We start from the raw sequence: 26,695 nt of genomic DNA on the forward strand, positions 1-26,695 counted from the left end.
GGGCTGGCGCGCCGCCGCAGCGCCGTGCGCGTTGCTCCACCAACCCTGATTGCCCGCCTGGCGGGAGATGCGGATCGATATGTCGAGCAGGAAAAAGCGGGTGCTGGTTCTGGCAGTGGCTGTGGCTGGCCTCGTCGGGCTGAGTACCTTTGCCTACCTCAGCTTCCGCGCGCCGGCGTTGCCGGGGGCGCCGGCGGGAAAAGGGGCCGCGGGCGGGCAGGCCGGCGGCCCGCCACCGGCACCGCACGTCGAAACGGCACGGGTGCAGGCCGCCGAGCTGGCACTCGAGGCGAGCGCGGTCGGCTCGCTGCGCTCGAACGAGTCGGTCGTCCTGCGCCCGGAAGTGCCGGGACGGATCGCGGCGATCAATTTTCGTGACGGTACGGCGGTCGCCAGGGGCGCGCTGCTGGTGGCCCTGGATGCGGCGACGCAGGCGGCCGAGGTGGACCAGGCGCGCGCCAGCCTCGGGCTGGCACAGGCCAACTTCAAACGCAGCCAGGATCTCTTCGCCCGCACTTTCATCAGCCAGCAGGCCCTCGACAATGCCGAGGCGACGCTGAAGGTGCAGGAGGCGGCGCTGGCCCTGGCGCAGGCGAAGTTCGACCGCACGCGCCTGCGGGCACCATTCGCGGGGATCGTCGGCATTCGCAACATCAGCGTCGGCGACTACGTCAAGGAAGGGCAGGATCTGGTCAATATCGAGGACATCGCGACGCTGAAGATCGATTTCCGCCTGCCCGAATCGTATCTGCCGCAGCTCCGCCCCGGGCAGCAGCTCGAGGTGTCGAGCGACGCGCTGCCGGGACAGCTCTTCACCGGCGTCCTCGAAGCGATCAACCCGCTGGTCGAGGCCGGTGGCCGGGCGATCGCGCTGCGCGCCCGGATGGCCAACGGCGACGGGCACCTGCGGCCCGGCATGTTCGTCCGCGTGCGCCTGATCTTCGAGAAGCGCAGCAACGTCCTGTTGCTGCCGGAACAGGCGGTGGTCCCGGACAGCAAGCTGCCGTACGTCTATCGCGTCGTCGATGGCCAGGCACGGCGGACGGCGATCCGCACCGGCATGCGGCGCGATGCCCTGGTCGAGGTGGTCGAGGGGCTGAGCGCCGGCGATGAAGTGGTCACCGCCGGACAGATGAAGCTGCGCGACGGTGCCGCCGTGCGCACGCTCGGGGAAGCCGCGTCGCCGCCAGCGACGGCGCCGCAGCCGGCAGCGAGCGGCGCTGCCGCTGCGGCAGGAGCGGGCAGATGAAGATTTCCGACCTGTGCATCCGGCGACCGGTGTTCGCGACCGTCCTGTCGCTGGCGATCATGCTCGTCGGACTGGTTTCCTACACGCGCCTGCCGGTGCGCGAGTATCCGAAGATCGACGAGCCGGTGGTGACGGTCGATACCACCTACCGCGGCGCGTCGGCGGAGATCATGGAGTCGCAGGTCAGCAAGCCACTCGAGGATTCGCTCGCCGGCATCGAGGGGGTCGACGTCATCACCTCGATCTCGCGGCAGGAGAACAGCCAGATCTCGGTGCGCTTCAAGCTCGAGCGCAACCCCGACTCGGCGGCGGCCGACGTGCGCGACCGCGTGTCGCGCGTGCGCAACAAGCTGCCGACTGCCATCGACGAGCCGGTCATCGCCAAGGTCGAGGCCGATGCCAACCCGATCATCTGGCTGGCTTTTTCGTCCGACAAGCACTCGGCGCTCGAGGTCACGGATTTCGCCAACCGCGTCGTCAAGCCGCGCCTGCAGACGTTGCCGGGTGCCGCCGACGTGCGTGTCTTCGGCGAACGCAAGTTCGCCATGCGCATCTGGCTCGATCGCGACCGCCTGGCGGCGTACGGCCTGACGCCGCAGGATGTCGAGGACGCGCTGCGGCGTCAGAACGTCGAGGTGCCGGCCGGCCGCATCGAGAGCGAGAGCCGCGAGTTCTCGGTGGTCGCGCGCACCGACCTGGCACAGCCGGAGCAGTTCGCCGAGATCATCGTCAAGCAGGCCGCCGACGCCCGCGGCAGCTACCCGGTGCGCATCGCCGACCTCGGTCGCGTCGAGATCGGCGCCGCCTCCGAGCGCAGCAGCGTTCGTTTCAAGGGGCGGCCGGCGGTCGCTCTCGGCGTCATCAAGCAGGCCACCGCCAACCCGCTCGAGCTGTCGCGCGCCTTGCGCGCCGAGGTACCGAAGCTCGTCGCCGACCTGCCCCCGGGAATGACCGCGAACATCGCCTATGACTCGTCGGTGTTCATCGACCGTTCGATCGATGCCGTCTTCAAGACCATCGGCGAGGCGATGCTGCTCGTCCTGTTGATCATCTTCTTCTTCCTGCGCAACCTGCGGGCGACGCTGATCCCGCTGGTGACGATCCCGGTATCGCTGATCGGCGCCTTTGCGCTGATGCTGGTGCTGGGTTTCAGCATCAACACGCTGACCCTGCTGGCGCTGGTGCTGGCGATCGGCCTCGTCGTCGACGATGCGATCGTCGTCCTCGAGAACATCTACCGTCACATCGAAGCCGGGATGCCGCGACGTCAGGCGGCCTTCCAGGGGGCCCAGGAGATCGGCTTCGCCGTCGTCGCGATGACCATCACGCTCGCGGCGGTGTATGCACCGGTGGCTTTCATGACCGGCCGAACCGGCAAGCTCTTCGTCGAGTTCGCGCTGACCCTCGCCGGTGCGGTGCTGGTATCGGGCTTCGTCGCGCTCACGCTGTCGCCGATGATGTGTTCCCTGCTGCTGCGACACGAGACGGCGCACGGCCGCGCCTACCTGTGGGTCGAGAAGCTGCTGGCGGCGCTGACGGCCGCCTATCGCCGGGCGCTGACGGCGGCACTGCGGCGGCGCTGGCTGGTCATGCTCGTGTTTGCCCTGGTCGCCGGCTCGAACGTCGTTCTCCTCGGCGCGCTGAAGTCGGAACTGGCACCGATCGAGGACCGCGGTGTCATCATCGGCGTCTTCCTCGGTCCCGAGGGCGCCACCCTCGACTACACCGACCGCTATGCGCGTCAGCTCGAGGACGTCTACGCCCGTACCCCGGACATCGAGCGCTATTTCGTCGTGGCCGGCAATCCGACGGTCGGTCAGGGAATCTCCTTCGTCGGTCTGGTCGATTGGGCGGAGCGGCAGCGCAATTCGGCGGCGGTCGTCAAGGAGCTGTTTCCGCAGTTCATGGGCATTCCCGGCGTCATGGCCTTCCCCGTCCTGCCGCCGTCGCTTGGGCAGAGTCCGCGCGAGCGGCCGATCAATTTCGTCATCGTCACCTCGGGTTCCTATGCCGAACTCGAGCAGATGACGGCGAAGATCCTCGACGAGGTGGCGAAGAACCCCGGCTTCACCAATGTCGATACCGATCTCAAGCTGAACAAGCCGGAACTGTCGGTGATCGTCAACCGCGACAAGGCGATGGACACCGGCGTACAGATCGAGACCGTCGGTCGCACGCTCGAAACCATGCTTGGCGGTCGCCAGGTGACGCGCTTCAAGCGCGAGGGCGAACAGTACGACGTCATCGTCCAGGTCGCCAGCACCGAGCGCACGACACCATCCGACATTCGCGACATCTTCGTCCGCGCGCGCGACGGCAGCATGATCCCGCTCGCCAACCTGCTGACGGTGGACGAGACCGTCAGTCCGCGAGAACTGAACCACTTCGGCCAGCGGCGCGCGGTGATCATCACCGCCAACCTGAATCCGGGTTACACCATGGGCGAGGGCCTGAAGTTCCTCGAAGAGGCGGCGGCGCGCGTGCTGCCGGCGGGCTACGCGGTGGACTATGCAGGCCAGTCGCGCGAGTTCAAGCTGTCGTCGTCGTCGCTGGCGCTGACCTTCGTCCTTGCGCTGGCCTTCATCTACCTCGTGCTGGCGGCGCAGTTCGAGAGCTTCCGTGATCCGCTGATCATCATGCTCACCGTGCCGCTGTCGATGACCGGCGCACTGCTGGCGCTGCTGCTCAGTGGCGGCACGCTCAACGTCTACAGCCAGATCGGACTGGTGACGCTGGTCGGGCTGATCACCAAGCACGGCATCCTGATCGTCGAGTTCGCCAACCAGTTGCAGGAGCGCGGGCAGGAGATCCGGCAGGCGGTGATCGAGGCTTCCGAGTTGCGCCTGCGACCGATCCTGATGACCACCGGCGCGATGGTTCTCGGGACGATCCCGCTGGCACTGGCGCGCGGTGCCGGTGCCGAGAGCCGGCAGCAGATCGGCTGGGTGATCGTCGGCGGCCTGCTGCTTGGCACCTTCTTCACGCTCTTCGTCGTGCCGACCGTGTATACGCTGCTCGCCCGGCGCAAGGGAAGGGCTGCCGGCGTCGGCGAGGCGGTGACAGCGCCGGTGTCGTGAGCGTTGTGACCAAGTGTGCCGCGCCGCGCGTTCACGGCACTTCATCGAGGCCGGGACCAGGGACGACGGGCGGACGCGCGCTGGCAACCGCTCGTCGCAAACTGCTGCCGGCCGGCCAGGGTCGCGCCTTCGACAGGCGCCCGGTTCACGGAATGACAGTGCAGCGGGGTCTTCGATGAAGAACATGAGCGGTCTCGACGGCCTGTTCCTGCACCTGGAAACGCCGGCGACGCCGATGCACGTCGCCGCGCTGTACGTCCTCGAGCCGCCACGCGGCAAGGTGGCGGACTTTGCCGGCGAGATCGAGCGTCAGTTGCTGCCCCGGCTGGCGTTGTCGCCATTCTTTCGTGCCCGGTTGGCGGCGCTGCCGCTGCATCTTGCCAATCCGCTGTGGATCGACGGTGGCGTCCCGGATTTCGCGCAGCATCTGCAGCGGATCGTGCTGCCAGCGCCCGGCGGTCTCGCCGAGCTGCAGGCCTGCGCCGCTGCCCTGCATTCGAGGGTTCTCGATCGCCGCCGTCCGCTGTGGGAGCTGGCGATCATCGACGGGCTGACCGACGGCGAGGTGGCGATCTACCTGAAAGTCCATCATGCGGCCGTCGACGGCATCTCCGGTCTCGGGCTGGCGGCGTCGATCTTCGACGACAGCGCCGAGCCGTGGCCGGTGCCAGCCGACTGGCGGACGCTGGTCGGCGAAGCGGAGCGTGCGGGCGTCGGCGAGCGGCTCGCCAGCACTCTGCGCCACACCGCTGCCCAGTCGCTGAAATTTCTCCGTCACCTGCCGTCGGGGATGCGGCTGCTCGCCGGGCTGGTCGCGCGCGGCGGCGCGCGGCCGGCTGCGGGAATGGGGCAGAATCTGGGCTTCGGGCCGCGCACGCCGCTCAATGTTCCGATCACTGCCGAGCGCGACTTCGCTGCCGTATCGCTGCCACTTGCCGGCGTCAGAGCCATCGCCGAGCGGCACGCGGCGACGCTCAACGATGTCGTCCTGACGCTGTGCAGCACCGCCGTACGCGAATACCTGGCGGCGCACGGCGGCGTACCGCGCAAGTCGCTGCTGGCGACGATGCCGGTCTCGCTGCGCGATGCCGGAAACACCGAGACGACGATCCAGGCGACGCTGACCCTGGTCCGCCTGGCGACCCATGTCGCCGACCCGCTGCGCCGACTGCAGGCGGTACGCGCCGCTGCCGGTGCGGCGAAGGCATTGACCCGGCACGCCCGAGCGATCATCCCGACCGATTTTCCGTCGCTCGGCGTGCCCTGGGTCGTTGGCGGCCTGGCGTCGCTTTACGGTCGTTCGCGGCTGGCCGCGCACCTCACGCCGCTGGCCAATCTGGCGATTTCCAATGTGCCGGGGCCGCGGCAAGCGTTGTACCTGGCCGGCGGGCGAGTCCGTGCCTGCTGGCCGTTGAGCATCGTCACGCACGGCCTCGGGCTCAACATCACGGTTTTCAGCTATTGCGACGCGCTCGATTTCGGCCTGACGGTGGCGCCGGCGGCGGTACCGGAGGTGCAGTCGCTGGCGAAGGCGCTGCGGGCCGCCTACGACGAGCTGGCTCGGCTGCCGACGGCGCCGCCGGCAGCCGAGCCAGCGCAGCGTCGTGCCCGCCGGCCGGCGGCGTCCACCCGGTCGAGCCCGGCAACGCCGGCGGCGACTGCGCGCGGCGCAACGCGCCGAAGATCCACAACGGGAGGAGAGTGAGCGCCATGTACGAGCCCCATCAGTGGTATGAACTGGGTTTGTTGCGCTCGCCCGGCTGGCTGCGTCTGGCGCTCGAGATGCGTGCCGGCTGGGAGTATGGAGCGAGCATTGCGGCGACACCGCTGCTGAGCATGGCGCCGCGTGGCGACGGCCATCCGGTGCTGGTCTTTCCAGGCCTGATCACCGGTGACCTGTCGACCCTGCCGTTGCGCAACTATCTGCGCAGTCGCGGCTACGCCGTGTACCCCTGGGGCCTGGGAATCAACCGCGGGCCACGCGATGGGGTGATCGATGCCTGCCTCGACCTGCTCGACCGGCTGGCACGCGAGCACGGGCGCTCGCTGAGCCTCGTCGGCTGGAGCCTTGGCGGCATCTACGCACGCGAGCTGGCAAAGGCACGACCGGATGTCGTGCGGCAGGTGATCACCATGGGCACCCCCTTCACCGGTCATCCGAAGGCGACCAATGCCTGGCGGATCTACGAGTGGGCGACCGGTCACAAGATTGGTGCACCGGACATTCACGAGCCGCTGCGGGCGCCGCCGCCGGTGCCCACGACCTCGATCTTCAGTCGCAGCGACGGCGTCGTCGCCTGGCAGTGCAGCCTCGAGCGCGACAGCCCGCATACCGACAACATCGAGGTGCAGGCGAGCCACCTCGGCATGGGGATGAACCCGTTGACGCTGTACGCGATTGCCGATCGACTGGCGCAGCCCGAGGATGCCTGGCAGCCGTTCGACCGCTCGGGATTCAGGACCTACCTCTACCCCGATCCGCGACGGCGGGCCAAGTACTGATGCCAGGCCTCGCGTTGCTGGCGGGTGAGGAGGGCAGCAGCCCCGCCGTTGACGACGCGCTGCCCGGCGAGTCCTTCGTCAAGGCCAACGACATCGAAATCTGCTATCAGAGTCTGGGCGACGAAGACGCCCCGGTGATCCTGCTGATCATGGGTCTGGGCATGCAGCTCGTCGCCTGGCCGGGCGAATTCTGCCGGCGCCTCGTCGAGCAGGGTTTTCGCGTCATCCGCTTCGACAACCGCGACACGGGCCGTTCGACACACATCCTGTGGCGGCAGCGACCGCGCCTCCTGCTGGCGATCGCTCGCGGTCTGCTGCGTCTGCCGGTACCGGCACCCTATCTGCTGGCCGATATGGCCGACGATGCCGCCGGATTGCTCGACGCCCTGCAGGTGCCGCGTGCGCACATCGTGGGTGTCTCGCTTGGTGGCATGGTCGGCCAGTGCCTGGCGGCCCGTCATCCGCAGCATGTGCTCAGCCTGTGTTCGATCATGTCGGCGACCGGCAACTGGCGGAGTTCGCTCGGCAAGCCGGCCGCCCTGCGCCAACTTCTGAGCCGGCCGGCGAAGCCCGACTGCCTGCGCAGCCGGGCCGACCGCCTGCTGCGCGTCTTCAGCGTCATCGGCAGCCCCGGCTTTCCGTCGGATGCGGTCGAACTGCGCCGGCACGTCGAGCGCGGACTTCGCCGTGCGTACCATCCACGCGGACAGGTGCAGCAGCTCCTGGCCGTCATCGCCGCCGGCGACCGGCGGCGCGAACTGGCGGCGATCCGGGTGCCGACGCTGGTGGTGCATGGCGCCGACGATCCACTGCTGCCGGTGTCGGCCGGCCGCGAGACGGCGCAGCTCATTCCCGGCGCCCGTCTGCAGATCATCGAGGGCATGGGCCACGACTTGGCGCCCGGCGTACAGGCGCTGCTGCTCGCCGCGATCGTCGAACACTGCCGGTCAAGCCTTGCGTCGAGTGAAGGCGAAGCCGGTAAGTGCGAGTCCGTCGAGACGCGGGGCTGTCACGAGTCGTGCATGGCATCCTGACTCATCTGGACGAGGCGACCTCGCCACCGTGTCGGATGCCCACTCGTGATCCGCCAATGTGGACGAGCGTCGATGCCGGATTCGGCCAGGACGACTCACCCGCGCAACCGGGACCGCCCTGCAGAAAGCGATCAGCGAGTTGGCTGGTAGCCGCTGCTCCGTGCGGACGAGCCAATACGGCCGGCGCGACACTTCGTGGCGGCGACCTGCAAGGCTTTCGGGAGCCGTCCGCGGTGGCCTTCGGCGAGACGATGGCGCGCGCCGATTGCGACCGGACCATGGAAATCGAGGGCTGGTCGGGACCGCTTCGCTTACCCTCCTCATGGCGCGTCTGCTTGGCGGCCAAGTCTGGCGTCAGGGCCTGCCACCACCATGATTGGCCGACGACTTCGCGGTCGGTGGTGATCGCATCGTCAAGGACAGGGCGCGCACGGAGCGTCTACGTCGCCGTACGGCCGCCTTCGACGCGACTCGGTTGAATTTCGCCGAAGCGGCAGGAACCGCGTTTCGCACCGCCTGTCGGCTGACCAGCAACGATCCATGCGGCGTTGAAGCACCGCGACTGGCAATCGAGCATTTCGAGCGCGAACGCTGACCCCGGCGCCACGATTGAATGGGTCGTCGTCACCCGGCGAAGAGGTGGGGGGCAACCTCTTCGCCGGTCGCGAGTCAGGCGCCTGCCTTGCGTCGCTGCAGCATCAGCCCGGCAAGTCCCGCCGCCAGCAGCAGGGCACTCGCCGGCTCGGGCAGTCCAGGCGGCAGCTCGGTAAACCCACGAAGGACGACGACATGGTCGCCGCCAGTGGCACCAAAAGTGGAAAACAGAAAATCGCCGGTCAGCGGGTCGATTGCTGCACCCTCGGCGCCTTGGAGGTCGATCACCAGTTCGCGGCGGGTGACAACGAGCGGGTTGCCTTCGCTGTCCAGGTCGTAGGCGACGATCTTGCCGGTGCTGAACTCGGACAGTAGCATGGCGTTGGCGCTGAAGCCGGGGTTTCCCGCAGTGATATAGACGAAGCCTTCCGGCCCTCCGGGCAGGGTGTCGACCACGCCTGGCGTCGTCGTGTCGAGGTCGATCTGAGTGACGCTGCTGATGTCGAAGGTGCCGCTGCCATCAGGCGCATAGATTGCCCGGTAGAACTCGCCACCTGCCCAGGAGACGAGTTTCATCTGGCCGGCACCACCGAAGCCTGCAGGAACGAAATTCAGCGCCGAATGCGATGCAGCGACGCCCAGCGGTGCCAGATCGATGACTTTGTCTTCACTCGTGTTGCCCGGCTTGGTCTGGCCGAGTTTGTTGACCGGCCACTGCGAGGTAAAGAGTACGCCGCCTGGGCCATAAACCACGCCGCCGTCGTTGTAGGTGCCGACTGTGCCGATCGCGGCAGCGGTTCCGGAGAAACCGGTGATGTGGCTGTCGATCCCGCGAACGACGCTGGCTTCGTAAATCAGGCCACCCGCTTCGTTGGCCAAACCACCAATCAGGATCTTGCCCGGATCGCCGGCTTTGAAGGTCAGTCCACCATAAAAGACCGGGACTCCCGACACTGGCCCGAGATCGGTCAGGGAGTAGTCGGCGGCGAACCCGGGAGTGACGGATTGCGCTTGCGCCGGTTGCGCGAGCACGGCGAAGATGGGGAGGGCGAGGAGAAAGCTGCCGAAACGGAGAGTGCTGGGTCCAGTCATCATCAGGGCTCCATGGTTGGGGTGGGAAGGACACGCTGCTTTCCGCCGGGTCGCAGTACAAGACGATCGCGCTGGGCGGCGTGGGACGCCCGGGCAAGCTTTTGGTGGACGATCCGCAGGCGATTTCGATCGCAATTACGTGTGATGCGAATGGAAGCAATTTTCGCGCCAGTGCGTGAATAACTCTTTAGATCAGTGAATTGGAATGTCTCCAAGGAGTTTCTGGCGCAGCAGTGTAAATTTTTTCGGCATCGCCATCGGTGCCAGCGGGAAGCGCGGCCGCCGCCGGTCTACTGCCAAGTGTCAAGGTGGTTGGATGGACAGGGTCTGAGCCCGACAATCCCGGAATGGTGCTTCCGGTTTGACGAAGAACAAGACGCGCGCCGATGAGTTGCGGGCGCGCCAACTTACGGTGACAGCAAACTTGATTTGCCGAGACGGAGAGCGAGATCTAGAGACGCCAGTGACACTGAGCAGTCGCTCCCGTGACCCGTTGCCGCTTCAGCGATGTTCATCCCAATTGCAACTCATGCTGCCAACGAATTCGCTATTGAGTGTACTGCCACCGTTTCATGCGTCAGCCAAAGCGGCCGGTGATGTACTCCTCGGTGAGTTTCGACGACGGGTTGGTGAAGATGCGTTTGGTGTCGTCGAACTCGATCAGTTCGCCGATGTACATGAACGCCGTGTAGGCCGAGACGCGCGCCGCCTGCTGCATGTTGTGGGTGACGATCAGGATGGTGACCTTTTCCTTGAGCTCGCTGACCAGTTCCTCGATCTTGGCCGTGGCGATCGGGTCGAGCGCCGAGGTGGGTTCGTCGAAGAGCAGGATCTCGGGGTCGGTCGCCAGCGCGCGGGCGATGCACAGGCGCTGCTGCTGGCCGCCGGAGAGATTGAACGCGAGATCGTCGAGGCGGTCGCGGACCTCACCCCAGAGGGCGGCGGCGCGCAGCGCCTCCTCGACCTTCTCGTCGATCAGCGAGCGGTTGCGGACGCCGCGAACGCGCAGGCCGTAGGCGACGTTCTCGTAGATCGACTTCGGGAAGGGATTCGGTTTCTGGAAGACCATCGAGATGCGCATGCGCACCTCGATCGGATCGACGTGCCGGTCGACGATGTTGACGCCGTCGGGATAGAGCAGGATCTCGCCTTCGTAGCGCATGTTCGGGTAGAGGTCGTGCATGCGGTTGAAGCAGCGCAGGAAGGTCGACTTGCCGCAGCCGGAGGGGCCGATGAGCGCGGTCACCTGGTTTCTCTCGACCGGGAAGTCGATGTTCTTCAGCGCCTGGAAGTCGCCGTAATAGAAGCTCAGGGCTTTTGCCTGCGCCTTCAGTTCGGCGCCGGCTTTCGCGGTGGGGAAGGTCTCGGTATTCACGATGATGGTCCTGTCGTGGCAAGCCTCTGGCTCACCATTTGATCTTCTTGCGGAAGTGATGACGAATCCAGATGGCGAGGGCGTTCATCGACAGCGTCATCAGCAGCAGCACCAGTCCGGCAGCGGCGGCGTTGGCCTGGAAGGCTTCCTCGGGCCGCGAGATCCAGTTGAACATCTGGATCGGCATGACGGTGAAGGGTGCCAGCAGCCACTCGAAGGAGAGCAGGTGATCGGGGCTGGAGAACGGCGACGGTGGCAGGAAGGCGATGAAGGTCAGCGCGCCGATGGTGATGATCGGTGCCGTCTCGCCGATCGCCCGGGCGAGGCCGATGATGACCCCCGTCATGATGCCCGGCAGGGAGTAGGGGATGATGTGGTGCGAGACCACTTGCCATTTGCTCGAGCCGCAGGCGTAGGCCCCTTCGCGGATGTTCTGCGGGATGGTGCGGATCGCCTCGCGCGTGGCGACGATGACCACCGGCAGGATCAGCAGGGCGAGCGTCAGCCCGGCGGCGGCGATGCTCTGGCCGAGTCCGAACTGGTAGACGAAAAGACCGAGAGCGAGCAGACCGTAGATGATCGACGGCACGCCGGCGAGGTTGGTGACGTTGATCTCGATGATGTCGGTCAGCAGGTTCTTGCGCGCGTACTCCTCGAGGTAGATGCCCGCACCGATGCCGAGTGGCACGGCGACGAGCGCCGTCACCAGCATCACCAGGACCGTTCCCACCCAGGCCGAGAGGATGCCGGCGCTGGCCGCGCGGCGCGAGGGAAAGCTGGTGAAGAAATCCCACGACAGGTGCGGCGCGCCGTTGATCAGCATCTGGCCGAAGAGCGCGGCGAAGACCAGGGTCGCGAACAGCAGGGCAAGGGTGCCGAGCAGGCCGAAGAGCCAGTCCCACATCTTGTGGCGGGCGATCAGGCGCCGCAGTTCGGCGACGCCGGATTCGGAGGCGGAAGCGCCAATCGATTTCGGAATCATGCTCAGTAGGCCTCGCGGAAATGTTTGCGCAGGAAGTGGCCGATGATGTTGAACACGAGGGTGATCAGCAGCAGCGTCAGGCCGGCGGCGAAGATCGTCTGGTAACCGATCGATCCGTGCGGCAGGTCGCCGAGCGCCACCTGCACGATGTAGGCGGTGATCGTCGCGGCCGGTTCGCGTGGGTCGAAGCTGAAGTTCGGCTGCATGCCGGCGGCGATGGCGACGACCATGGTCTCGCCGACGGCGCGCGAGATGCCGAGGATGTAGGAAGAGGCGAGGCCCGAAAGCGCCGCCGGAGTGACGACGAAGAGCGCTGTCTGCAGCCGCGTCGCGCCCATCGCGTAGGAGGCTTCGCGCATGTGCATCGGCACTGCCCGCATGGCATCCTCGGACAGCGAGCTGACGTAGGGAATGATCATGATGCCCATCACCAGTCCGGCCGAGAGCATGTTGAAGCCCGGCAGCTCCGGGTAGATCCTCTGCAGCACCGGAGTCACGAAGAGCAGTGCGAAGTAGCCGTAGACGATCGTCGGGATGCCGCCAAGCAGCTCGAGGAAGGGCTTGGCGACCTCGCGCACGCGAAACGGGGCGAACTCGGAGAGGTAGATGGCGAGAATGGTGCCGAGCGGCACCGCGACCAGCAGCGCGACGATCGTCGTCGTCAGCGTTCCCGAGAGCAGAGCCAGGATGCCGAAGTGGGCGTCGTCGAAGAGCGGCGTCCACTGCGTGTCGGTGAGAAAGTCGAGCAGCGGAACGCTGCGGAAGAAGACGACCGACTCCCAGACGAGGATCGCGACAATGGCAGCAGTGGTGAATACGGAGACCATCGCCGCCAGCAACAGCAGGGTCTCGATCGCACGTTCGGCCAGGCGGCGGCGCAGCCGTGCCGACGACCATCCCTGCCGCAGCGTGGCTGGCGTCGCCGCCAGGACCTGTGGCGGGTGTTTCAGGGGAAGGATGCTGCTCATCATGTGGATTCCTGTTGGCGGCGGTCTGTCGGCGGCTGGCCCGAACGCCCTGCCGCCGTCGCCGGGCCGGTCGCCGGGCTGCGGACGTGCCTCAGAGTTGCGCCTCGCGCTTCATCAGTTGCTCGATGGTCAGTCCGGTTTCGTTCTGGCCGCCGAAGACGGTGCCGAGCTTCTTGCGGGCGATGTGGTCCAGGTTGAGGCTGTAGGCTTTCGCCGGCAGCGGGATGTACTTGACCTCCTGCACCAGCGGTCGCGCGCTCTTCATGTAGAAGTCGACGAAATCCCTGATCTCGGGCTTGTCGAGCGACTTCTCGCTGACGTAGATGAAGATCGGTCGCGAGAGCGGCTGATAGCTGCCGTTATCGACGTTCTCCGGCGTCGGCGCGACCGGTCCATTGCCACCGTCGATGGCCACCGCCTTGAGCTTCTTCTGGTTCTCTATGTAATAGGCGAAGCCAAAGTAGCCGAGCGCCCCCTTGTCGCCGGCGATTCCCTGCACCAGCACGTTGTCGTCTTCGGAGGCCGTGTAGTCGCCGCGGCTCGACTTGGCCTTGCCGACGATCGCTTCGGTGAAGTAGTCGAAGGTGCCCGAGTCCGCGCCGGCGCCGTAGAGCTTGAGCTTCTGGTCCGGCCATGCCGGGTTGACGTCCTTCCAGCTGTTGATCCTGCCCTGGGCGCCGGGTTCCCAGATCTTCTTCAGTTCGGCGACGGTCATGCTCTTGATGAAGCTGTTCTGCGGGTTCACCATCACCGTCAGCGCATCGTAGGCGACCGGCAACTCGTAATAGCGGATGCCGGCCTTGCTGCAGTCGTCCATCTCCTTCTTCAGGATCGGCCGCGAGGCGTTGGCGATGTCGGTCTCGCCACGGCAGAACTTCTTGAAGCCGCCGCCGGTGCCGGAGATGCCGACGGTGACGTTGATCGCACCCTTGCGGGCCTTCTGGAACTCTTCGGCGACCGCTTCGGTGATCGGGAAGACGGTACTCGAACCGTCGACCTTGACCACGGGTGGCGCGGCGAAGGCCGACGGGCCGAGAAGCAGGCCGCCCAGCATGGCGATGACGGCGGCAGTCGATTGGCGTGCAGGCTGATTCATCATGTGCTCCTGTTGGCGTGTTGTGATCGCAGGCCAGAGTGTGCGGCGCCGCTGTGACAGCCTGATGACGGTCGAGCTCCCGCTTGCAGCGCCGTCGCGAAGCATCCGCCAGCGGTCGCGTGACCGTCGGGCCGGGAGGCGCGCCAACTGCTGCCGCCCGGTTTCAGGCCGTTGGCTCGGGTGACGTTGCGGTGGCCACCATGTCGCGCACGGCCAGCACGAGGTCGGCGCGATCGAGACGGACGAGCAGCAGCAAACCGGCGCGCACGAGTTCCTGCCTGCCGGCACGGATGTTCGCGGCGGCCAGTTGCTGCTTCAGCAGTCGCAACTGCCGGTATTCCCGCTGCGGCAGCTGCAGTTTGCAGTTGCGGGTTGCCGACTTGCCCTTGCGGCCTTTGCTGACCTTGCCCGCCTTGCCGTCCTTGCCCTTGCCGGGCGCTGGCGTGGTCGCGGCAGCTGCGGACAGGCGTCGGCGTTTGAGTTCCTGGGCGGCTGCGGCGATGACGTCGGCGCTGACCGGCTGACTGGATGAAGACATGGGAGACTCCTTGCAGGATGTGATGGATCAGGTCTGCCGGCCGGCGCCGAGGGCGAGCGGGCTGCAGGTGGGCGCGGCTGCACTGGCGATCTTGCCGGGGCAGGGTCGTACGGCTGCCGTGCCCGGCTGCCGCTGCAGCGAGCCTCGTGCACAGGCGCGGACAGGGTGCCCGAAACCGACGCGCGCATTGTGTGACTGCTTGTTGACGACTTGATGACGGTCCGCCATTGTGGGCGGGGGCGCCGGTTGGCAACTGCCGGGTGGCGTGCCGTGCGTCATTGCGTCAGCACGCGCAGGGGCGCTGGCATGCCGCGGCGCATCGTCCGCCACGACGGGCAGACGATGCGCCGCGGCTGCCCGATATAATGCGGCTGACGTCGACCGCTGCGGTCGGCAATGGCAGGAGGCCTGGCATGGATTTGTGGGCGTGCCCCGCGGTCGTCACCGGGGCGGCATCGGGTCTGGGCGCCGAAACTGCGCGCTATCTGAGCGAGGCGGGGGCGCGGGTGACGCTGATCGACATTGACGCCGACGGCGTGCACCGGGTCGCGAAGGACATTGGCGCGCTGGCGATCCACTGCGACGTTGCCGACTCGCAGTCGGCCGAGGTGGCGATCGCCAAGGCGCGCGCGGCACACGGTGCGGCACGCGTGCTGGTGCATTGTGTCGGTCGCGGCCACAACGAACCCATTCTCGGGGCTGGCGGGCCGGTGCCGCTCGAGGCTTTCCGCCAGCTCGTCGAGGTCAACCTGATCTCGACCTTCAACATGATTCGCCTGGCCGCTGCCGACATGGCGGCCCTGCCACAGCAGAGCAACGGCGAACGTGGCGTCATCCTGTCGACGGCATCGGTCTCGGCCTACGAGGGACAGAGCGGCGAAGCCGCGTATTCGGCATCGAAGGGCGGCGTCGTCAGCATGATCCTGCCGGCAGCGCGCGAACTCGGCCCGTTGGGAATCCGCGTCGTTGGCATCGCGCCGGGGCTGTTCGGGACGCAGACGCTGTTCGACATGGAGAAGAACCTCGACTCGCGGCTGGCGCGGCAGATTCCGTTTCCGCACCGCTTCGGCGATCCGGCGGAGTTTGCCATGCTCGTCCTGCACGTCATCAAGAACGTCATGATCAACGGCAGCGTCCTGCGCCTCGACGGTGGCTACCATCGCTGAGCGGGTGCCTTCGGGCCGTCAGGGCGAGGAAACTCCGGTGAGCAGGACTGTGGTGCTGCATCTCGTCTCGCATGCCTCGGGTGAACTGGTCGAGATGCTGGCGCGCAACGCCGTCACCCAGCTTGCCGGGGTCGAGGTCAGGCGCCGGTTGTGGAAGATGGTCCGCCGCCTCGACCAGGTGCCGGAAATCCTCGGCGTGCTCGCCGCCAGCCCCGGTTACGTCCTGCACAGCATCAGCCACAGCGATGTCCGCGAAGCCCTCGAGGAGGGCTGTCGGCATCTCGGGCTCCCCTTCCAGTTCGCGCTCGAGCCGCTGATCGGCCAGCTCGCCGAATACACGGGGGCGGCCGTCCTGTCGCATCACAGCTCCGGCGATGTCTTCGACGAGGATTACTTCCGCCGCGTCGAGGCGATGAAATACACCCTCGCGCACGACGACGGCGTGGACAGCGACGACCTCGACGGTGCCGACGTGATCATCGTCGGCGTTTCGCGCGCGACGAAGACGCCGACCTGCATGTATCTCGCGTCGCGCGGCATCAAGGCGGCGAACGTGCCGCTGGTGCCGGGCGCGCCGCTGCCGGCCGGGCTGCTGCGCGCGAACGGGCCGCTGATCGTCGGCCTGACCGTCGATCCGGCACGCCTGGCGATGATCCGTGCCGCCCGCCTGAGCGCGCTGAAGGACCAATCGAACGGCGACTACGCCGACCTCGATGCCCTGCGCAAGGAGGTGCTGGAAGCTCGTCGCCTGTTCATCCGCCGCGGCTGGCCGATCATCGATGCCAGCCACCGCTCGATCGAGCAGACGGCGTCGATGATCATCGACATGCTGCGCAAGCGGGCCGGCGAGGCGAACTAGCGCGCGCGGCGGCCGCGCCGCCGGGTCATCGGCTGCCCGCCTAGAACCACAGGCGATGCAGGAAGAAGGCCGCCAGGCCGATGGCGATGGTCGCCAGCAGGTTGCGCGTGACGATGCCGGCGGCGAGGCTGCAAAGGGCGGCGATCAGGTAGGGGTTGGCGGCGGAGAGCTGCCATTGACCGTCGGGCAGCAGGACGGCGGGCACGGTGATGGCGGTGAGCACCGCCGGCGGGATGAAGCGCAGCGAGTCGGCCAGCCAGGCCGAGAGGCTGATCCGGTCGGCGAGGCCGAAGAGCAGGTAGCGGATGCCGAAGGTCACCGCGAACATGCCGGCGATCAGCCACAGCTCGTCTGCGCTCATCGCCCGGCGACCGCCGCTTGTGCCCGCCGCAGCCGCTGCGCCAGCAGGCCGGAGGCGATGCCCGCGAAGGCGGAGACGAGGATCCCGAGCTTGTAGGGCATGGCCAGAGTCAGCAGCGAGGCGGCGCCGGCGGTGAGGACACTGATCGCCACCGGCAGCGTCCGCACGAAGGGAATGATCATGCCGATGAAGGTCACCGGCATCGCCACGTCGAGCCCCCAGCTCCGGGCATCGGGAATGCGGTTGCCGAGCAGCAGCCCGGCAAAGCAGCACAATTGCCAGTTGAGGTACATCGCGATCGACGATCCCAGCTGGTACCAGTGTTTGCAGGTCGACGCGTCGGCGCGCTGGAAGCGGTGCACGGTGACGGCGAAGGTCTCGTCGGTCAACCAGAAGGCCAGCGGAATCCGCCAGCGCTGCGGCAGGCTGCGCAGATGGGGGAGCAGGGTGGCGCTGTACAGCATGTGGCGCAGGTTCACGATCAGTGTCGTCAGGACGATGATCGCCACCGGCGTCTGCGCGGCGACGAGTCCGACGGCGATGAACTGCGACGAACCGGCGAAGACGAAGGCCGACATCGCCAGGGCGGCGGCGAACGACAGTCCGGAAGTCGCGGCGATGGCGCCGTAGATCAGCCCGAAGGGCAGGGCGCCGAGCAGCAGTGGCAGCGTGTCGCGCACGCCGGCGATGAACTCCTGCCGGCGCAGGGATGATTGCTCGTTCATTGGCCGCTTGGCGATCCAGGCTGTCGTCGGGGACCCGGATCTTACTACCGAATGCATGCCGCTCCGCCGCTGCCTTCGCCGCCCGCCGGCGGCGCCCGCACCGGCGCGGGTCGGGACGGCCTGTGCGGTCGCCGGCACCGGTCCGCTGCCGGCAGGCTCAGCCGCCGAGCGCGGCGGCAAGCGTGCGGATATTGTGGCGCATCATGCCGAGGTAGCTGTCGCCCGCAGTCCCGGGTGGTGACAGCGAGTCGGAGTACAGCGTCCCGCCGATGCGCGCCCCCGATTCCCGGCTGATCCGCTCGAGTAGGCGCGGGTCGGTGATGTTCTCGACGAAGATGGCCCGGATCTTCTCGCGGCGAATCTGCCTGATGATGGCGGCGACCTCGCCGGCCGATGCTTCGGCATCGGTGCTGACACCGACAGGAGCGATGAAGCGGATGCCGTAGGCGCTGCCGAAGTAGGCAAAGGCGTCATGCGAAGTGACCACCTTGCGCTGCGCGGCCGGCATGGCGGCGAAGGCGCTGCGGGCCTCACGGTCGAGCGCCGCCAGTTCCTCCTGCAGGCGGACGGCGTTGGCGGCGTAGGTGGCGCGGTTGGCAGGGTCGGCAGCGGCCAGTGCCTGCGCGATGTTCGCCACGTAGCGGCCGCCATTGGCGACATCCTGCCAGGCATGCGGGTCGACATCGTCGCCGTGCCGGTGGCCCTTGCCGCCTTCCTCGTGGACTCCGCGGATCGGCCTGATGCCCTTGCTGGCAACGGCGAGCTGGCCGCGATAGCCGGACGACTTGACCAGACGGTCGATCCAGCCCTCGAATCCGAGACCGTTGACGATCACCAGGTGGGCGCGCGCCAGCGTTCGCGCGTCGCTCGGCGTTGGCTGATAGACGTGCGCATCGGCGCCTGCACCGACCAGCGTGTGCACCTCGACGAGATTGCCACCGATCTTCTGCGTCAGGTCGCCGAGGATGCTGAAGCTGGCGACGACCGGCAACCTCTCGGCCGCGTTGCCGCTGCCGTGCAGGCTGCCGCCGATGCCCGACAGCAGCAGGACACGCAGCAGCCATCCGAGGGCAGCGAAGAGCTTCGAGTTCATCCCGTTTCTCCGTGTATGTTCAACGTTCGAAATGCCAGCCCGATCGCCAGCGGCTGGCCAGCGGCCCGAGCGGGCCGAGGGCCAGCGACAGCAGGTAGGCCGTGCCAAGGGTGAGGACGATCGCCGGCCCGGCCGGCAGGTCGGCGTGGTACGACAGCAGCAGTCCGGCGAGCGATCCGGCAAAGGCGATGCTGCTGGCAATCAGCAGCAGCGGCCCGACGTTGCATGCCCAGAGGCGCGCGGCGGCCGCCGGCAGGATCATGATGCCGACCGCCATCAGAGTGCCGAGGGCGTGAAAGCCGGCGATCAGGTTGAGCACCAGCAGGACCATGAAGCCGTAGTGGGCCAGCGGCGAGAGGCGGCTGATGCGCGCCAGGAAGGACGGGTCGCAGGCCTCGAGGACGAACAGGCGCAGCCCGACGGCCAGGGCGACGATCGACAGCGAGGCGAAGGCGCCGAGCAACAGCAGCGCCGGATCGTCCAGCGCCAGCACGCTGCCGAAGAGAACGTGCAGCAGATCGACGCTGCTGCCGCGCAGGGAGATGATCAGCACGCCGGCCGAGAGAGAAAGCAGGTAGAAGGTGGCGAGGCTCGTGTCCTCCTTGATCACCGTGTTGCGGGCGATGCCGCCGGCGAGCAGGGCGACGGCGAGGCCGGCGACGAGGCCGCCGAGAGTCATTGCCGGCAGCGACAGGCCGGCGACCAGATAACCGATGGCGGCACCCGGCAGGATGGCGTGCGACATCGCGTCGCCGGCCAGGCTCATGCGGCGCAGCATCAGGAAGACGCCGATCGGCGTCGCGCCGAGCGACAGCGCGAGGCAGCCGGCGAGCGCCCGGCGCATGAAGGCGAACTCGACGAAGGGCGAGAACAGCGGCAGGCTCGACAGGAAGTCGCTCATGGCGCGTCCCGGTCGACCTGGCAGATGGCTGCCCCGGTGCCGTCGCCGTGTCCTTCGGCGAGTCGCCGGGCACGCTGCAGGTTGGCCGTGGTCAGGACGCTCGCCGTCTCGCCGCGCGCCACCAGTTCGCGTGCCAGCAGAAGCGCTTCCGGGTACTCCTGGCGAACGTGCGCGAGATCGTGCAGGACGGCGATCACCGTCCGCCCCTCGTCGTGCCATTGGCGAACCAGCGTCGCCAGGTCGCGGACGCTGGCGGCATCGATGGCGCCGTATGGTTCGTCGAGCAGCACCAGCGGTGCGTCCTGCAGCATGAGGCGGGCGAACAGCGCGCGCTGCAACTGTCCGCCGGACAGGGCGCCGATCGGGCGCTTCTCCAGTCCGAGCAGACCGACGCGTTCGATCGCTTCGTGCACCCGATGCCGGCGCTCGCGGCCGAGGCCGAGAAATGCGCCGATCTCGCGCCACAGCCCCATGGCGACGAAGTCATGAACGACGATCGGGAAACTCTGGTCGAGGGTGGCCTGTTGCGTCAGGTAGGCGATCTGGCGGCGATCGAGGCCGCCCCGCTCGATCCTGCCCTGCAGCGGTCGCAATTCGCCGGCAATCGCCTTCAGCAGCGTCGACTTGCCGGCGCCGTTGGGTCCGACGATGGCGAGCAGGCTGCCGTTGGCGATCTCGCCCTGCAGGTGGTGCACTGCCGGATGCCGGTTGTAGCCCAGGGTCAGGTTGTCGAAGCGCAGCAGCGCTGCGGCGCGCGGGTCGGCGGCGAAGTTCACGCCAGTGCCCAGAGGATGACGCTCCAGAGGAGGAGCAGCGCAGCGGCCGCCGCCGCCAGGCGGACGACGGCGCCGGCGCACAGCACCGGGCTGCTGGCCGGAAGCCGCGGCGGGCGCGGCGGAGCTGAAGGTCGGGTGGTCGGCGACATGCGAGGCGAAGAGGGCTCTGTGGTCCGGGCTTTGTGGCGGAGGCCGAATCTTGCCTCTTTCGGGCGCCAAATGCAACACTGTTGCAAAAAAATGGATCATTCCGGCGGCGTTGCCGGCGTGGCGCCGTGTCGTCCTGATGCGCACCTGTTCGGCCGCCAGGAGTGGCATCGTCGGCGCCCGCTGGTCGGCCAGCGCGCCAGCGAAGCGCGCGCTCTGCAGGCACCTCCCAATCGGGCACCTCTCATTCTTGCCTCGACTGCTCGGCCGCGTTGCTCGCCGACCCGATTCAGTCGACTGTCAGGGTCATGCCGTCACCGCAATGCCGCGGTAGCTCGACGGCGCCATGCCACTCCAGCGCCGGAAGGCACGGGTGAAGGCGCTCTGGTCGGAAAAACCTAGGAGGAAGGTGATCTCGGTGATCGACTTGCCAGGATCGTCGAGATAGCGTCGAGCCAGTTCGTGGCGGGTTTCGTCGACGACGCTCTGGAAGGTCAGGCCGAGCGCGGCCAGCCTGCGTTGCAGGCTGCGCTGGCTGAGGCCGAGTGAGTGCGCCACTGCTGGCGCCGACGGCATGCCCGAGGTCAGGTGCTGCAGGATGGTCGTCTTGCAGCGGCTGACGATGTCGTCGGCGAACAGACCCGCCAATTGTTCGCTGAGGAACGTGTCGAAGGTGTTGGCGAGCGGGATGTTGGCTGAGGGCAGGGGCGCGTTGGCCACCTCGCTGGCGAGCAGAAAGGCGTCGGCAGGCTCGCCGAAGGCGATCGGGCAACCAAAGAAGGCGTGCCAGGGTTCCGGGTTGGCAGGTTCGGGTCGGCGCAGCTGGACGCTCACCGGGCTCAGCGAGTGGCCGGCATTGACCCGGCACATGGCGATCAGGATCGACAACGAGAAGTCGGTCAGCAGTGGTCCGACAGCGGCGTCGCCGCGCCCGTGGTCGAAGCCGAGGCGTACGCCGTCGCATTCCTGGGAACAGCGGCACCTGATGCGGCTGCCAAGAATGCGCGAGAAACGCTCCATCCGTTTCAGTCCGGTATGCAGCGTCCGACTCGACAGCCAGGCGTAACCCATCGTCCCGAGATTGGACGGATGCCAGCATTCGGCGGCGCGCAGGGCGAAGGCCTCGTCGCCGATCTCTGCGGCGGCGAGCGACAGGGCGATGTCAGCCAGGCGACCCGGCAGGCGCGCCTGCACGTCGCGCAGCGTTTCCGGGGCGACGCCGAGAGTCTTGCGAAACTGTTCCGGATCGATCCCGTGCACCTCGACCAGACGCAGCAGGATCAACCAGACAGTTGCCAGCGTGCTCCCCGATTCGTCCATGCTCCTCTGGTCCCGTGCAATGGCTGTCAACGACGGCCGCCATGGTCATGCGATTGGCGCCCCGAGTCAAGCGGCGGCGGCAGCCGTCGAGTACGCTTGCCCAGACCGGCAGATGGAGCGAACGCAGCGACGGTCGCTCGCCTGCAGCCGGCAAGGAGCGGGATCATCAAACGGCGGGGAACGAGAAGCGGCAGCAAGCGGGCGCGTGCAGGGGCAGTCAGCGGAGCACGGCCTGCGGCTTGCGACGAGACGACCGGATTCCAGTTGCGCAGCGCCGCGTCGCGCGTCGTGGCGCGCCTGTTTGCCACGACGGAACTGGCGAACGCAGCGTTGTCTGCCCTCTGGCTCGACCTCGACCGTTTTCGCCAGGTCAATGAGTCCTTTGGTTACGCCGAGGCGGACGCCGTCATCGCCTGCATTGCCGGCCGCGTGCGGTCGGTGGTTGGCGATGGAGCCACCCTGCTGCGGATGGGAAGCGACGAATTCGCCGTGTTGCTTCCCGCGGTCGAGACGCCGGACGCCGAGCGGATTGCCGGCCGGTTGCTGGCCGTCATCGATCAGCCGATCTCCCTTGGCGGCTTCCTCTTCCGTCCTTCGGTGAGTATCGGCATCACCTGGCGGCAGGCGGCCGACGATCCGTTGCGCCTGCTCGAGCGGGCCGACCGTGCGATGAGCGAAGCCAAGCGGCAGGGCGGCAATCGCTTCGTCGTCCTCGCCGCCGAGCCACCGCGCACGATGTCCGGATCGTGGGCGGCGCGGCAGGATCTGGAGATCGAGAGCGTGTTGCACGCTGCGCTCGCGACCGGCGATCTCGAACTGCACTATCAGCCCATCGTTCGTCCCGGCGGCGGCGTCGAGGCGGTCGAGGCGCTGATGCGCTGCGCCGTCGGCGGCCGCCAGCTTTCCCCGCTGCAGGTCGTAGCGGTGGCCGAAAGGACCGGGCTGATCGTGCGGCTCGGCGAATGGAGCCTGCTGCAGGGTGCGCGCTGCGCCGCTCGTCTGCGCGAGCAGGGCAGCCAGACCAAGGTGGCGATCAATGTCTCGCGGCTGCAGCTTTGCTCGCCGAACTTTCTCAGCGTCCTGCATGCGGCACTGATCTGCAGCCGGCTGCCGGCCGACGCGATCGAACTCGAACTGACCGAGTCACTCTTCATGGACATTTCTCCGGTCGTGCAGGCGAACCTGCGCGGCGCGCGCGAAGGGGGCGTCGGCCTGGCGATCGATGACTTCGGTACCGGCTATTCGAGTCTCGCGAACCTGAAGGATCTGCCGGCGACCAAGCTGAAGTTCGATCGTGCCTTCATCAGGGAACTGCCGGGCGACCGCCGCGCCTTCGCCATCCTGAGCGCGATCACTCGTCTGGCCGGTGAACTGGGAATGGTAGTCGTCGCCGAGGGGGTCGAGACGGCGGCGCAACTCACCGCCTGCGAGGCGGCACGGGTGGACGCGACGCAGGGGTTCCTGCACGCGAAGCCGATGTCCGAGGAGGCGTTGTTACGGTGGATGAAGACCGCAGGAACCCCTTGATGGACGCCGGTTCGGCGGGCCGGGTGGCGGTGGAGACGGCACTCGAGGCCAATCTCCGGGCGATCGACATTCCGCCGCGACCGCTGATCATCGACCGCATCGGCAGCGAGATGCTGCAGGAGAACCCGTGCCTGCGTCGCGTCGGGCAACTGATCAGCGCCGACGTCGGGCTCGCGGCCGGCCTCATCAAGACCGCCAGTTCGCCATCATTCGGTCTGCGCGCGCGTGTGCGTTCGGTCGCCGAAGCGCTGATGCTGCTTGGTCTCGAGGTGACGAGCCGCGCGGTTGCCGCGTCAGCCTGCGCCGCGCCTTTCCCAACAGCGGCCACTACGTCCGCTTCTGGGACGCGTCGGCGCGCATCGCCGCGCTTTCCGGCTGGCTGGCGCAGGAAGTGAAGCTGCCTGGCCTGAATGCTGCCGAGGCCTATACCTTCGGCCTGTTCCGCGATTGCGGAATCGTCATTCTCCTGCGCCGGCTGCCCACTTACGGGCAGACGCTGGCGCGTGCCAACGGCGACGCCGAGCGTTCCTTCACCGTTGTCGAACGGGCAGACCAGCCGACCGATCACGCGGTCATCGGTGCTCTGATGGCGGTCGACTGGTGGCTCCCCGATGACATCTGCCAGGCGATCCGGCATCACCACGACCGCGCGGCGCTCGTTCCTGGCGAGTCGGAACTGCCGGCGCTCAGCCGGCGCCTGATAGCCGTCAGCCAGACTGCCGAACACCTCCTGCAGGAACTGCGTGGCGCGAGTCGGACGCAGGAGTGGGCAAAACTCGGCGGCGCGTGCCTGCCGCTGCTCGGCATCGATGAAGACCACCTGCGCCGGATGCACGCCGCGGCGACGGCGATCATCGACGCGGCCGACTGAGCGGCGGCGGCAATCCGCGTGCGCGACCGGGATCCCGGCTGGCTCCGACTGGTCAGGCGCCACTGCGGTGCGCGATAATCATGCCTCCCTCGCCAGCGAGCAAGCAGGGCCACATGAACGACGATCGACCGGGCAACCGGAACAGTGACAGCGGGTGCACCGGGCCTTGCGGACATGCGTCCGGCCTGGCGATCAAGCGGCGCCGGCTGTTGCAGATCGGTCTGGGCAGTGCCGCGCTGCCCTTCCTTGCCTCTTCGTGGGGGGCGGCGCTGACGGCAGCGGGGGAGCGCCCGGAACTCGGCTTCAAGCCGCTGCCGGCGTCGACCGACGACCTGCTGCACGTTGCCGATGGCTGCACGCTGCAACTGCTGTATGCCTGGGGCGATCCGGTTTCGGCCGGGCCGGCGTTTCGTGCCGATGCGGGCAACAGCGCTGCCGAACAGGCCGAGCAGGCCGGCATGCACCACGACGGGATGCACTTCTTTCCCATGCCCGTCGACGGCAGCCCGTCGTCGACGCGCGGCCTGCTCTGCGTCAATCACGAGTACACCGACGAGGGGTTGCTGCACCCGGAAGGCGCCGCCGACCGGGGCCACGCCAGGACGCTGAAGTCGCAGAATGCCCATGGCGTGTCGGTCATCGAGATCGAACTGGCGGCGCAGGCGGATGGTCCGCGCTGGCGGGTCGTGCGGCCGTCGCCCTACGCCCGCCGCATCACCGCTCGCACGCCGATGCGCATCGACGGTCCGGCGGCTGGCGCGGCGGCGATGTGCACGCGTGACGACCGGCGCGGCAACGTCGTCTTCGGCACGCTCGCCAACTGCGCCATGGGCGCCACGCCGTGGGGCACCTACCTCACCTGCGAGGAGAACTTCGACGCCTACTTCAACGGGCTGCCGCAGCCGACGCCGGCGCAGAAGCGCTACGGCATTCGCCAGCGGGCGGCCGGTTACCGCTGGCACGAGCACGACAGCCGCTTCGACGTGGCAAGCGAGCCGAACGAGCCCAACCGCTTTGGCTGGGTGGTCGAGATCGACCCCTGGAATCCAGCCAGCGTGCCGGTCAAGCACACCGCGCTCGGTCGCTGCAAGCATGAGGGGGCGACGGTGACCCTCTCCGGCGACGGGCGCGTCGTCGTGTACATGGGCGACGACGAGCAGTTCGAGTACCTCTACAAGTACGTCTCGCGTGACCCCTACGACGCCGGCCGGCCGGCGGGCCGGGATCGGTTGCTCAGCGTCGGGACCCTGCACGTGGCCCGCTTCGATGGCGATGGCCGCGGGCGCTGGCTGGCGCTGTCGCACGGGCAGAACGGTCTCGACGCCGGCGCGGGCTTTGCCGATCAGGCCGACATCCTGATCCGGACGCGCGCGGCTGCCGATCTCGTTGGCGCGACGAAGATGGATCGCCCGGAGTGGATCGCCGTCCATCCGCAGACCGGCGAGGTCTATTGCACGCTCACCGGCAACAGCCGACGGCTGACGGCGGATGCGGCCAACCCGCGGCCGGCGAACGTGTTCGGCCACATCATCCGCTGGCGCGAGCAGGGCGGCGATGCTGCCGCGACGAGCTTCGACTGGGACATCTTCGTCCTCGCCGGCGACGCGCAGGATGCCGATCCGGCGCGTCGCGGCAACATCCGTGGCGACGATTTCGCCTGTCCCGACGGTCTTCTGTTCGACCGGCGAGGGCGGTTGTGGATCCAGACCGATGTCCCCGGCAGCCTGCTCGAGCGCGGTGCCCGCGCACGCCTGGGCAACAATCAGATGCTCGTCGCCGATGTCGTCAGCGGCGAGATTCGGCGCTTCCTCACTGGCCCGAAGGGCTGCGAGATCACCGGTCTCTGCGCCACCCCCGATGGCCGCAACCTGTTCGTCAACATCCAGCATCCGGGCGAGGTCGCCGCTGGTCGCTCGCAACCCGGCGGGCCGCTGGTCGGTTCAGCGTGGCCGGCAAACCAGTTCAGCGAGGTCACCGGCGGCCGGCCGCGCTCGGCGACGGTCGTCATCCGGCGCCAGGACGGCGGCGTCGTCGGCGGCTGAAGGCTTGTTCGGTGCGGCGGCGGGCGGCAGGGGCGAAGGAGCCCCAGCCAGGCTGAGGCAGGCAGCGGATCGGACGGCGCTCGGTGTGCGCTGTCGACGGCCCCTGCACTCGCCTGGCACCAGGCTCGTCGCGAACACATCTTCCTGAGGGGTGACAGTCCCGCCGTAAGTTGATCGCAGCGATGGGGTGGATGGACGGACGATTGCCGAGACGGCGGCCTACCTGAGAACGCACTGGCCGGGCATTCGGGAAGCATTGCCGAACGGCAGTTACCGGCGTGAGCCGGTGCGGCGCGTACAGATTCCGAAGACCGGTGGCGGGATGCGGGAATTGCTGCGTTCGGCCGCAGGCTTCTGTGGCGCCGCGGCTACGGGCGGCCGGGCCCAGGCAGGCTCAGGC

The 26,695-nt window shown here is 67.7% G+C and carries 21 protein-coding genes and 1 pseudogene; 10 read left to right on the forward strand and 12 right to left on the reverse strand.

Features of this window, described 5'->3' with window-relative positions:
* The first annotated feature begins 79 nt into the window (after nucleotides 1–79).
* The 5 genes from HT579_07185 (at nucleotide 80) to HT579_07205 (ending at nucleotide 7,862) form a co-directional block, all read left to right on the forward strand.
* A complete protein-coding gene (locus tag HT579_07185; protein QKS28723.1) occupies nucleotides 80–1,249 on the forward strand; it encodes an efflux RND transporter periplasmic adaptor subunit in 1,170 nt (389 codons plus the stop codon).
* Nucleotides 1,246–4,326, forward strand: coding sequence for an efflux RND transporter permease subunit (locus tag HT579_07190; GenBank protein QKS28724.1), 3,081 nt, complete (start codon nucleotides 1,246–1,248; stop codon nucleotides 4,324–4,326). The genes HT579_07185 and HT579_07190 overlap by 4 nt, the downstream gene beginning before the upstream one ends.
* Nucleotides 4,327–4,510: 184 nt before the next feature.
* Nucleotides 4,511–6,031 (forward strand): wax ester/triacylglycerol synthase family O-acyltransferase, encoded by a 1,521-nt coding sequence (locus HT579_07195; protein QKS31548.1) that lies wholly within the window; start codon nucleotides 4,511–4,513, stop codon nucleotides 6,029–6,031.
* 5 nt (nucleotides 6,032–6,036) lie between these two features.
* A complete protein-coding gene (locus HT579_07200) occupies nucleotides 6,037–6,828 on the forward strand; it encodes an alpha/beta hydrolase (protein QKS28725.1) in 792 nt (263 codons plus the stop codon).
* Nucleotides 6,828–7,862 (forward strand): alpha/beta fold hydrolase, encoded by a 1,035-nt coding sequence (locus tag HT579_07205; protein ID QKS28726.1) that lies wholly within the window; start codon nucleotides 6,828–6,830, stop codon nucleotides 7,860–7,862. The genes HT579_07200 and HT579_07205 overlap by 1 nt, the downstream gene beginning before the upstream one ends.
* 669 nt (nucleotides 7,863–8,531) lie before the next feature.
* Here the strand turns inward: HT579_07205 and HT579_07210 are convergent.
* The 6 genes from HT579_07210 to HT579_07235 all read right to left on the reverse strand — a co-directional run bounded on the left by HT579_07210 (nucleotide 8,532) and on the right by HT579_07235 (nucleotide 14,507).
* Nucleotides 8,532–9,551 carry a PEP-CTERM sorting domain-containing protein gene (locus HT579_07210; GenBank protein ID QKS28727.1) on the reverse strand — a complete coding sequence of 340 codons (1,020 nt, stop codon included), beginning with the start codon at nucleotides 9,549–9,551 and terminating at the stop codon, nucleotides 8,532–8,534.
* A gap of 574 nt (nucleotides 9,552–10,125) precedes the next feature.
* Nucleotides 10,126–10,923, reverse strand: a complete 798-nt coding sequence (gene pstB / locus HT579_07215) for a phosphate ABC transporter ATP-binding protein (GenBank protein ID QKS28728.1) — start codon at nucleotides 10,921–10,923, stop codon at nucleotides 10,126–10,128.
* A gap of 31 nt (nucleotides 10,924–10,954) precedes the next feature.
* Nucleotides 10,955–11,905: a phosphate ABC transporter permease PstA gene (gene pstA, locus HT579_07220; GenBank protein QKS28729.1), complete on the reverse strand. Its 951-nt coding sequence runs from the start codon at nucleotides 11,903–11,905 to the stop codon at nucleotides 10,955–10,957.
* 2 nt (nucleotides 11,906–11,907) lie between these two features.
* Nucleotides 11,908–12,876: a phosphate ABC transporter permease subunit PstC gene (gene pstC, locus HT579_07225; GenBank protein ID QKS28730.1), complete on the reverse strand. Its 969-nt coding sequence runs from the start codon at nucleotides 12,874–12,876 to the stop codon at nucleotides 11,908–11,910.
* 88 nt (nucleotides 12,877–12,964) lie between these two features.
* Nucleotides 12,965–13,972, reverse strand: a complete 1,008-nt coding sequence (locus HT579_07230) for a PstS family phosphate ABC transporter substrate-binding protein (protein ID QKS28731.1) — start codon at nucleotides 13,970–13,972, stop codon at nucleotides 12,965–12,967.
* Nucleotides 13,973–14,132: 160 nt separating this feature from the next.
* A complete protein-coding gene (locus HT579_07235; GenBank protein QKS28732.1) occupies nucleotides 14,133–14,507 on the reverse strand; it encodes a hypothetical protein in 375 nt (124 codons plus the stop codon).
* A gap of 413 nt (nucleotides 14,508–14,920) precedes the next feature.
* On the opposite strand from HT579_07235, the gene HT579_07240 reads away from it, so the two are divergent.
* Together HT579_07240 and HT579_07245 are read left to right on the forward strand one after the other, a co-directional pair.
* Nucleotides 14,921–15,673: an SDR family oxidoreductase gene (locus HT579_07240; protein QKS28733.1), complete on the forward strand. Its 753-nt coding sequence runs from the start codon at nucleotides 14,921–14,923 to the stop codon at nucleotides 15,671–15,673.
* Nucleotides 15,674–15,710: 37 nt separating this feature from the next.
* Nucleotides 15,711–16,532 (forward strand): kinase/pyrophosphorylase, encoded by an 822-nt coding sequence (locus HT579_07245; protein ID QKS28734.1) that lies wholly within the window; start codon nucleotides 15,711–15,713, stop codon nucleotides 16,530–16,532.
* Between the two features lie 40 nt (nucleotides 16,533–16,572).
* Here HT579_07245 and HT579_07250 read toward each other — a convergent pair whose 3' ends face one another.
* The 6 genes from HT579_07250 to HT579_07275 all read right to left on the reverse strand — a co-directional run bounded on the left by HT579_07250 (nucleotide 16,573) and on the right by HT579_07275 (nucleotide 21,855).
* On the reverse strand, nucleotides 16,573–16,893 hold the full coding sequence (locus tag HT579_07250) for an AzlD domain-containing protein (GenBank protein QKS28735.1): 321 nt from the start codon (nucleotides 16,891–16,893) through the stop codon (nucleotides 16,573–16,575).
* Nucleotides 16,890–17,618, reverse strand: coding sequence for an AzlC family ABC transporter permease (locus HT579_07255; GenBank protein ID QKS28736.1), 729 nt, complete (start codon nucleotides 17,616–17,618; stop codon nucleotides 16,890–16,892). Before HT579_07255 ends, HT579_07250 begins: the two co-directional genes overlap by 4 nt.
* A gap of 157 nt (nucleotides 17,619–17,775) precedes the next feature.
* The gene (locus HT579_07260) at nucleotides 17,776–18,711 is read right to left on the reverse strand and encodes a metal ABC transporter substrate-binding protein (GenBank protein QKS28737.1); all 936 of its coding nucleotides are present in this window, start codon (nucleotides 18,709–18,711) and stop codon (nucleotides 17,776–17,778) included.
* A 19-nt stretch (nucleotides 18,712–18,730) separates the two neighbouring features.
* Entirely contained in the window at nucleotides 18,731–19,612 is an 882-nt protein-coding gene (locus tag HT579_07265) for a metal ABC transporter permease (protein ID QKS28738.1), read from the reverse strand.
* The gene (locus HT579_07270; protein ID QKS28739.1) at nucleotides 19,609–20,388 is read right to left on the reverse strand and encodes an ABC transporter ATP-binding protein; all 780 of its coding nucleotides are present in this window, start codon (nucleotides 20,386–20,388) and stop codon (nucleotides 19,609–19,611) included. The genes HT579_07265 and HT579_07270 overlap by 4 nt, the downstream gene beginning before the upstream one ends.
* A 453-nt stretch (nucleotides 20,389–20,841) precedes the next feature.
* The gene (locus HT579_07275) at nucleotides 20,842–21,855 is read right to left on the reverse strand and encodes an AraC family transcriptional regulator (protein QKS28740.1); all 1,014 of its coding nucleotides are present in this window, start codon (nucleotides 21,853–21,855) and stop codon (nucleotides 20,842–20,844) included.
* A 162-nt stretch (nucleotides 21,856–22,017) separates the two neighbouring features.
* Between HT579_07275 and HT579_07280 the strand changes: the two genes are divergently transcribed.
* The 3 genes and pseudogenes from HT579_07280 (at nucleotide 22,018) to HT579_07290 (ending at nucleotide 26,295) form a co-directional block, all read left to right on the forward strand.
* A complete protein-coding gene (locus HT579_07280; GenBank protein ID QKS31549.1) occupies nucleotides 22,018–23,382 on the forward strand; it encodes a bifunctional diguanylate cyclase/phosphodiesterase in 1,365 nt (454 codons plus the stop codon).
* Nucleotides 23,382–24,253 (forward strand): annotated as a pseudogene (locus HT579_07285) (HDOD domain-containing protein). The gene HT579_07280 and the pseudogene HT579_07285 overlap by 1 nt, the downstream one beginning before the upstream one ends.
* A 113-nt stretch (nucleotides 24,254–24,366) precedes the next feature.
* Nucleotides 24,367–26,295 carry a PhoX family phosphatase gene (locus HT579_07290; protein ID QKS28741.1) on the forward strand — a complete coding sequence of 643 codons (1,929 nt, stop codon included), beginning with the start codon at nucleotides 24,367–24,369 and terminating at the stop codon, nucleotides 26,293–26,295.
* The last annotated feature ends 400 nt before the right edge of the window (nucleotides 26,296–26,695 follow it).

The sequence above is a fragment of the Candidatus Accumulibacter similis genome, from assembly GCA_013347225.1.
GTDB classification, from domain to species: domain Bacteria; phylum Pseudomonadota; class Gammaproteobacteria; order Burkholderiales; family Rhodocyclaceae; genus Accumulibacter; species Accumulibacter similis.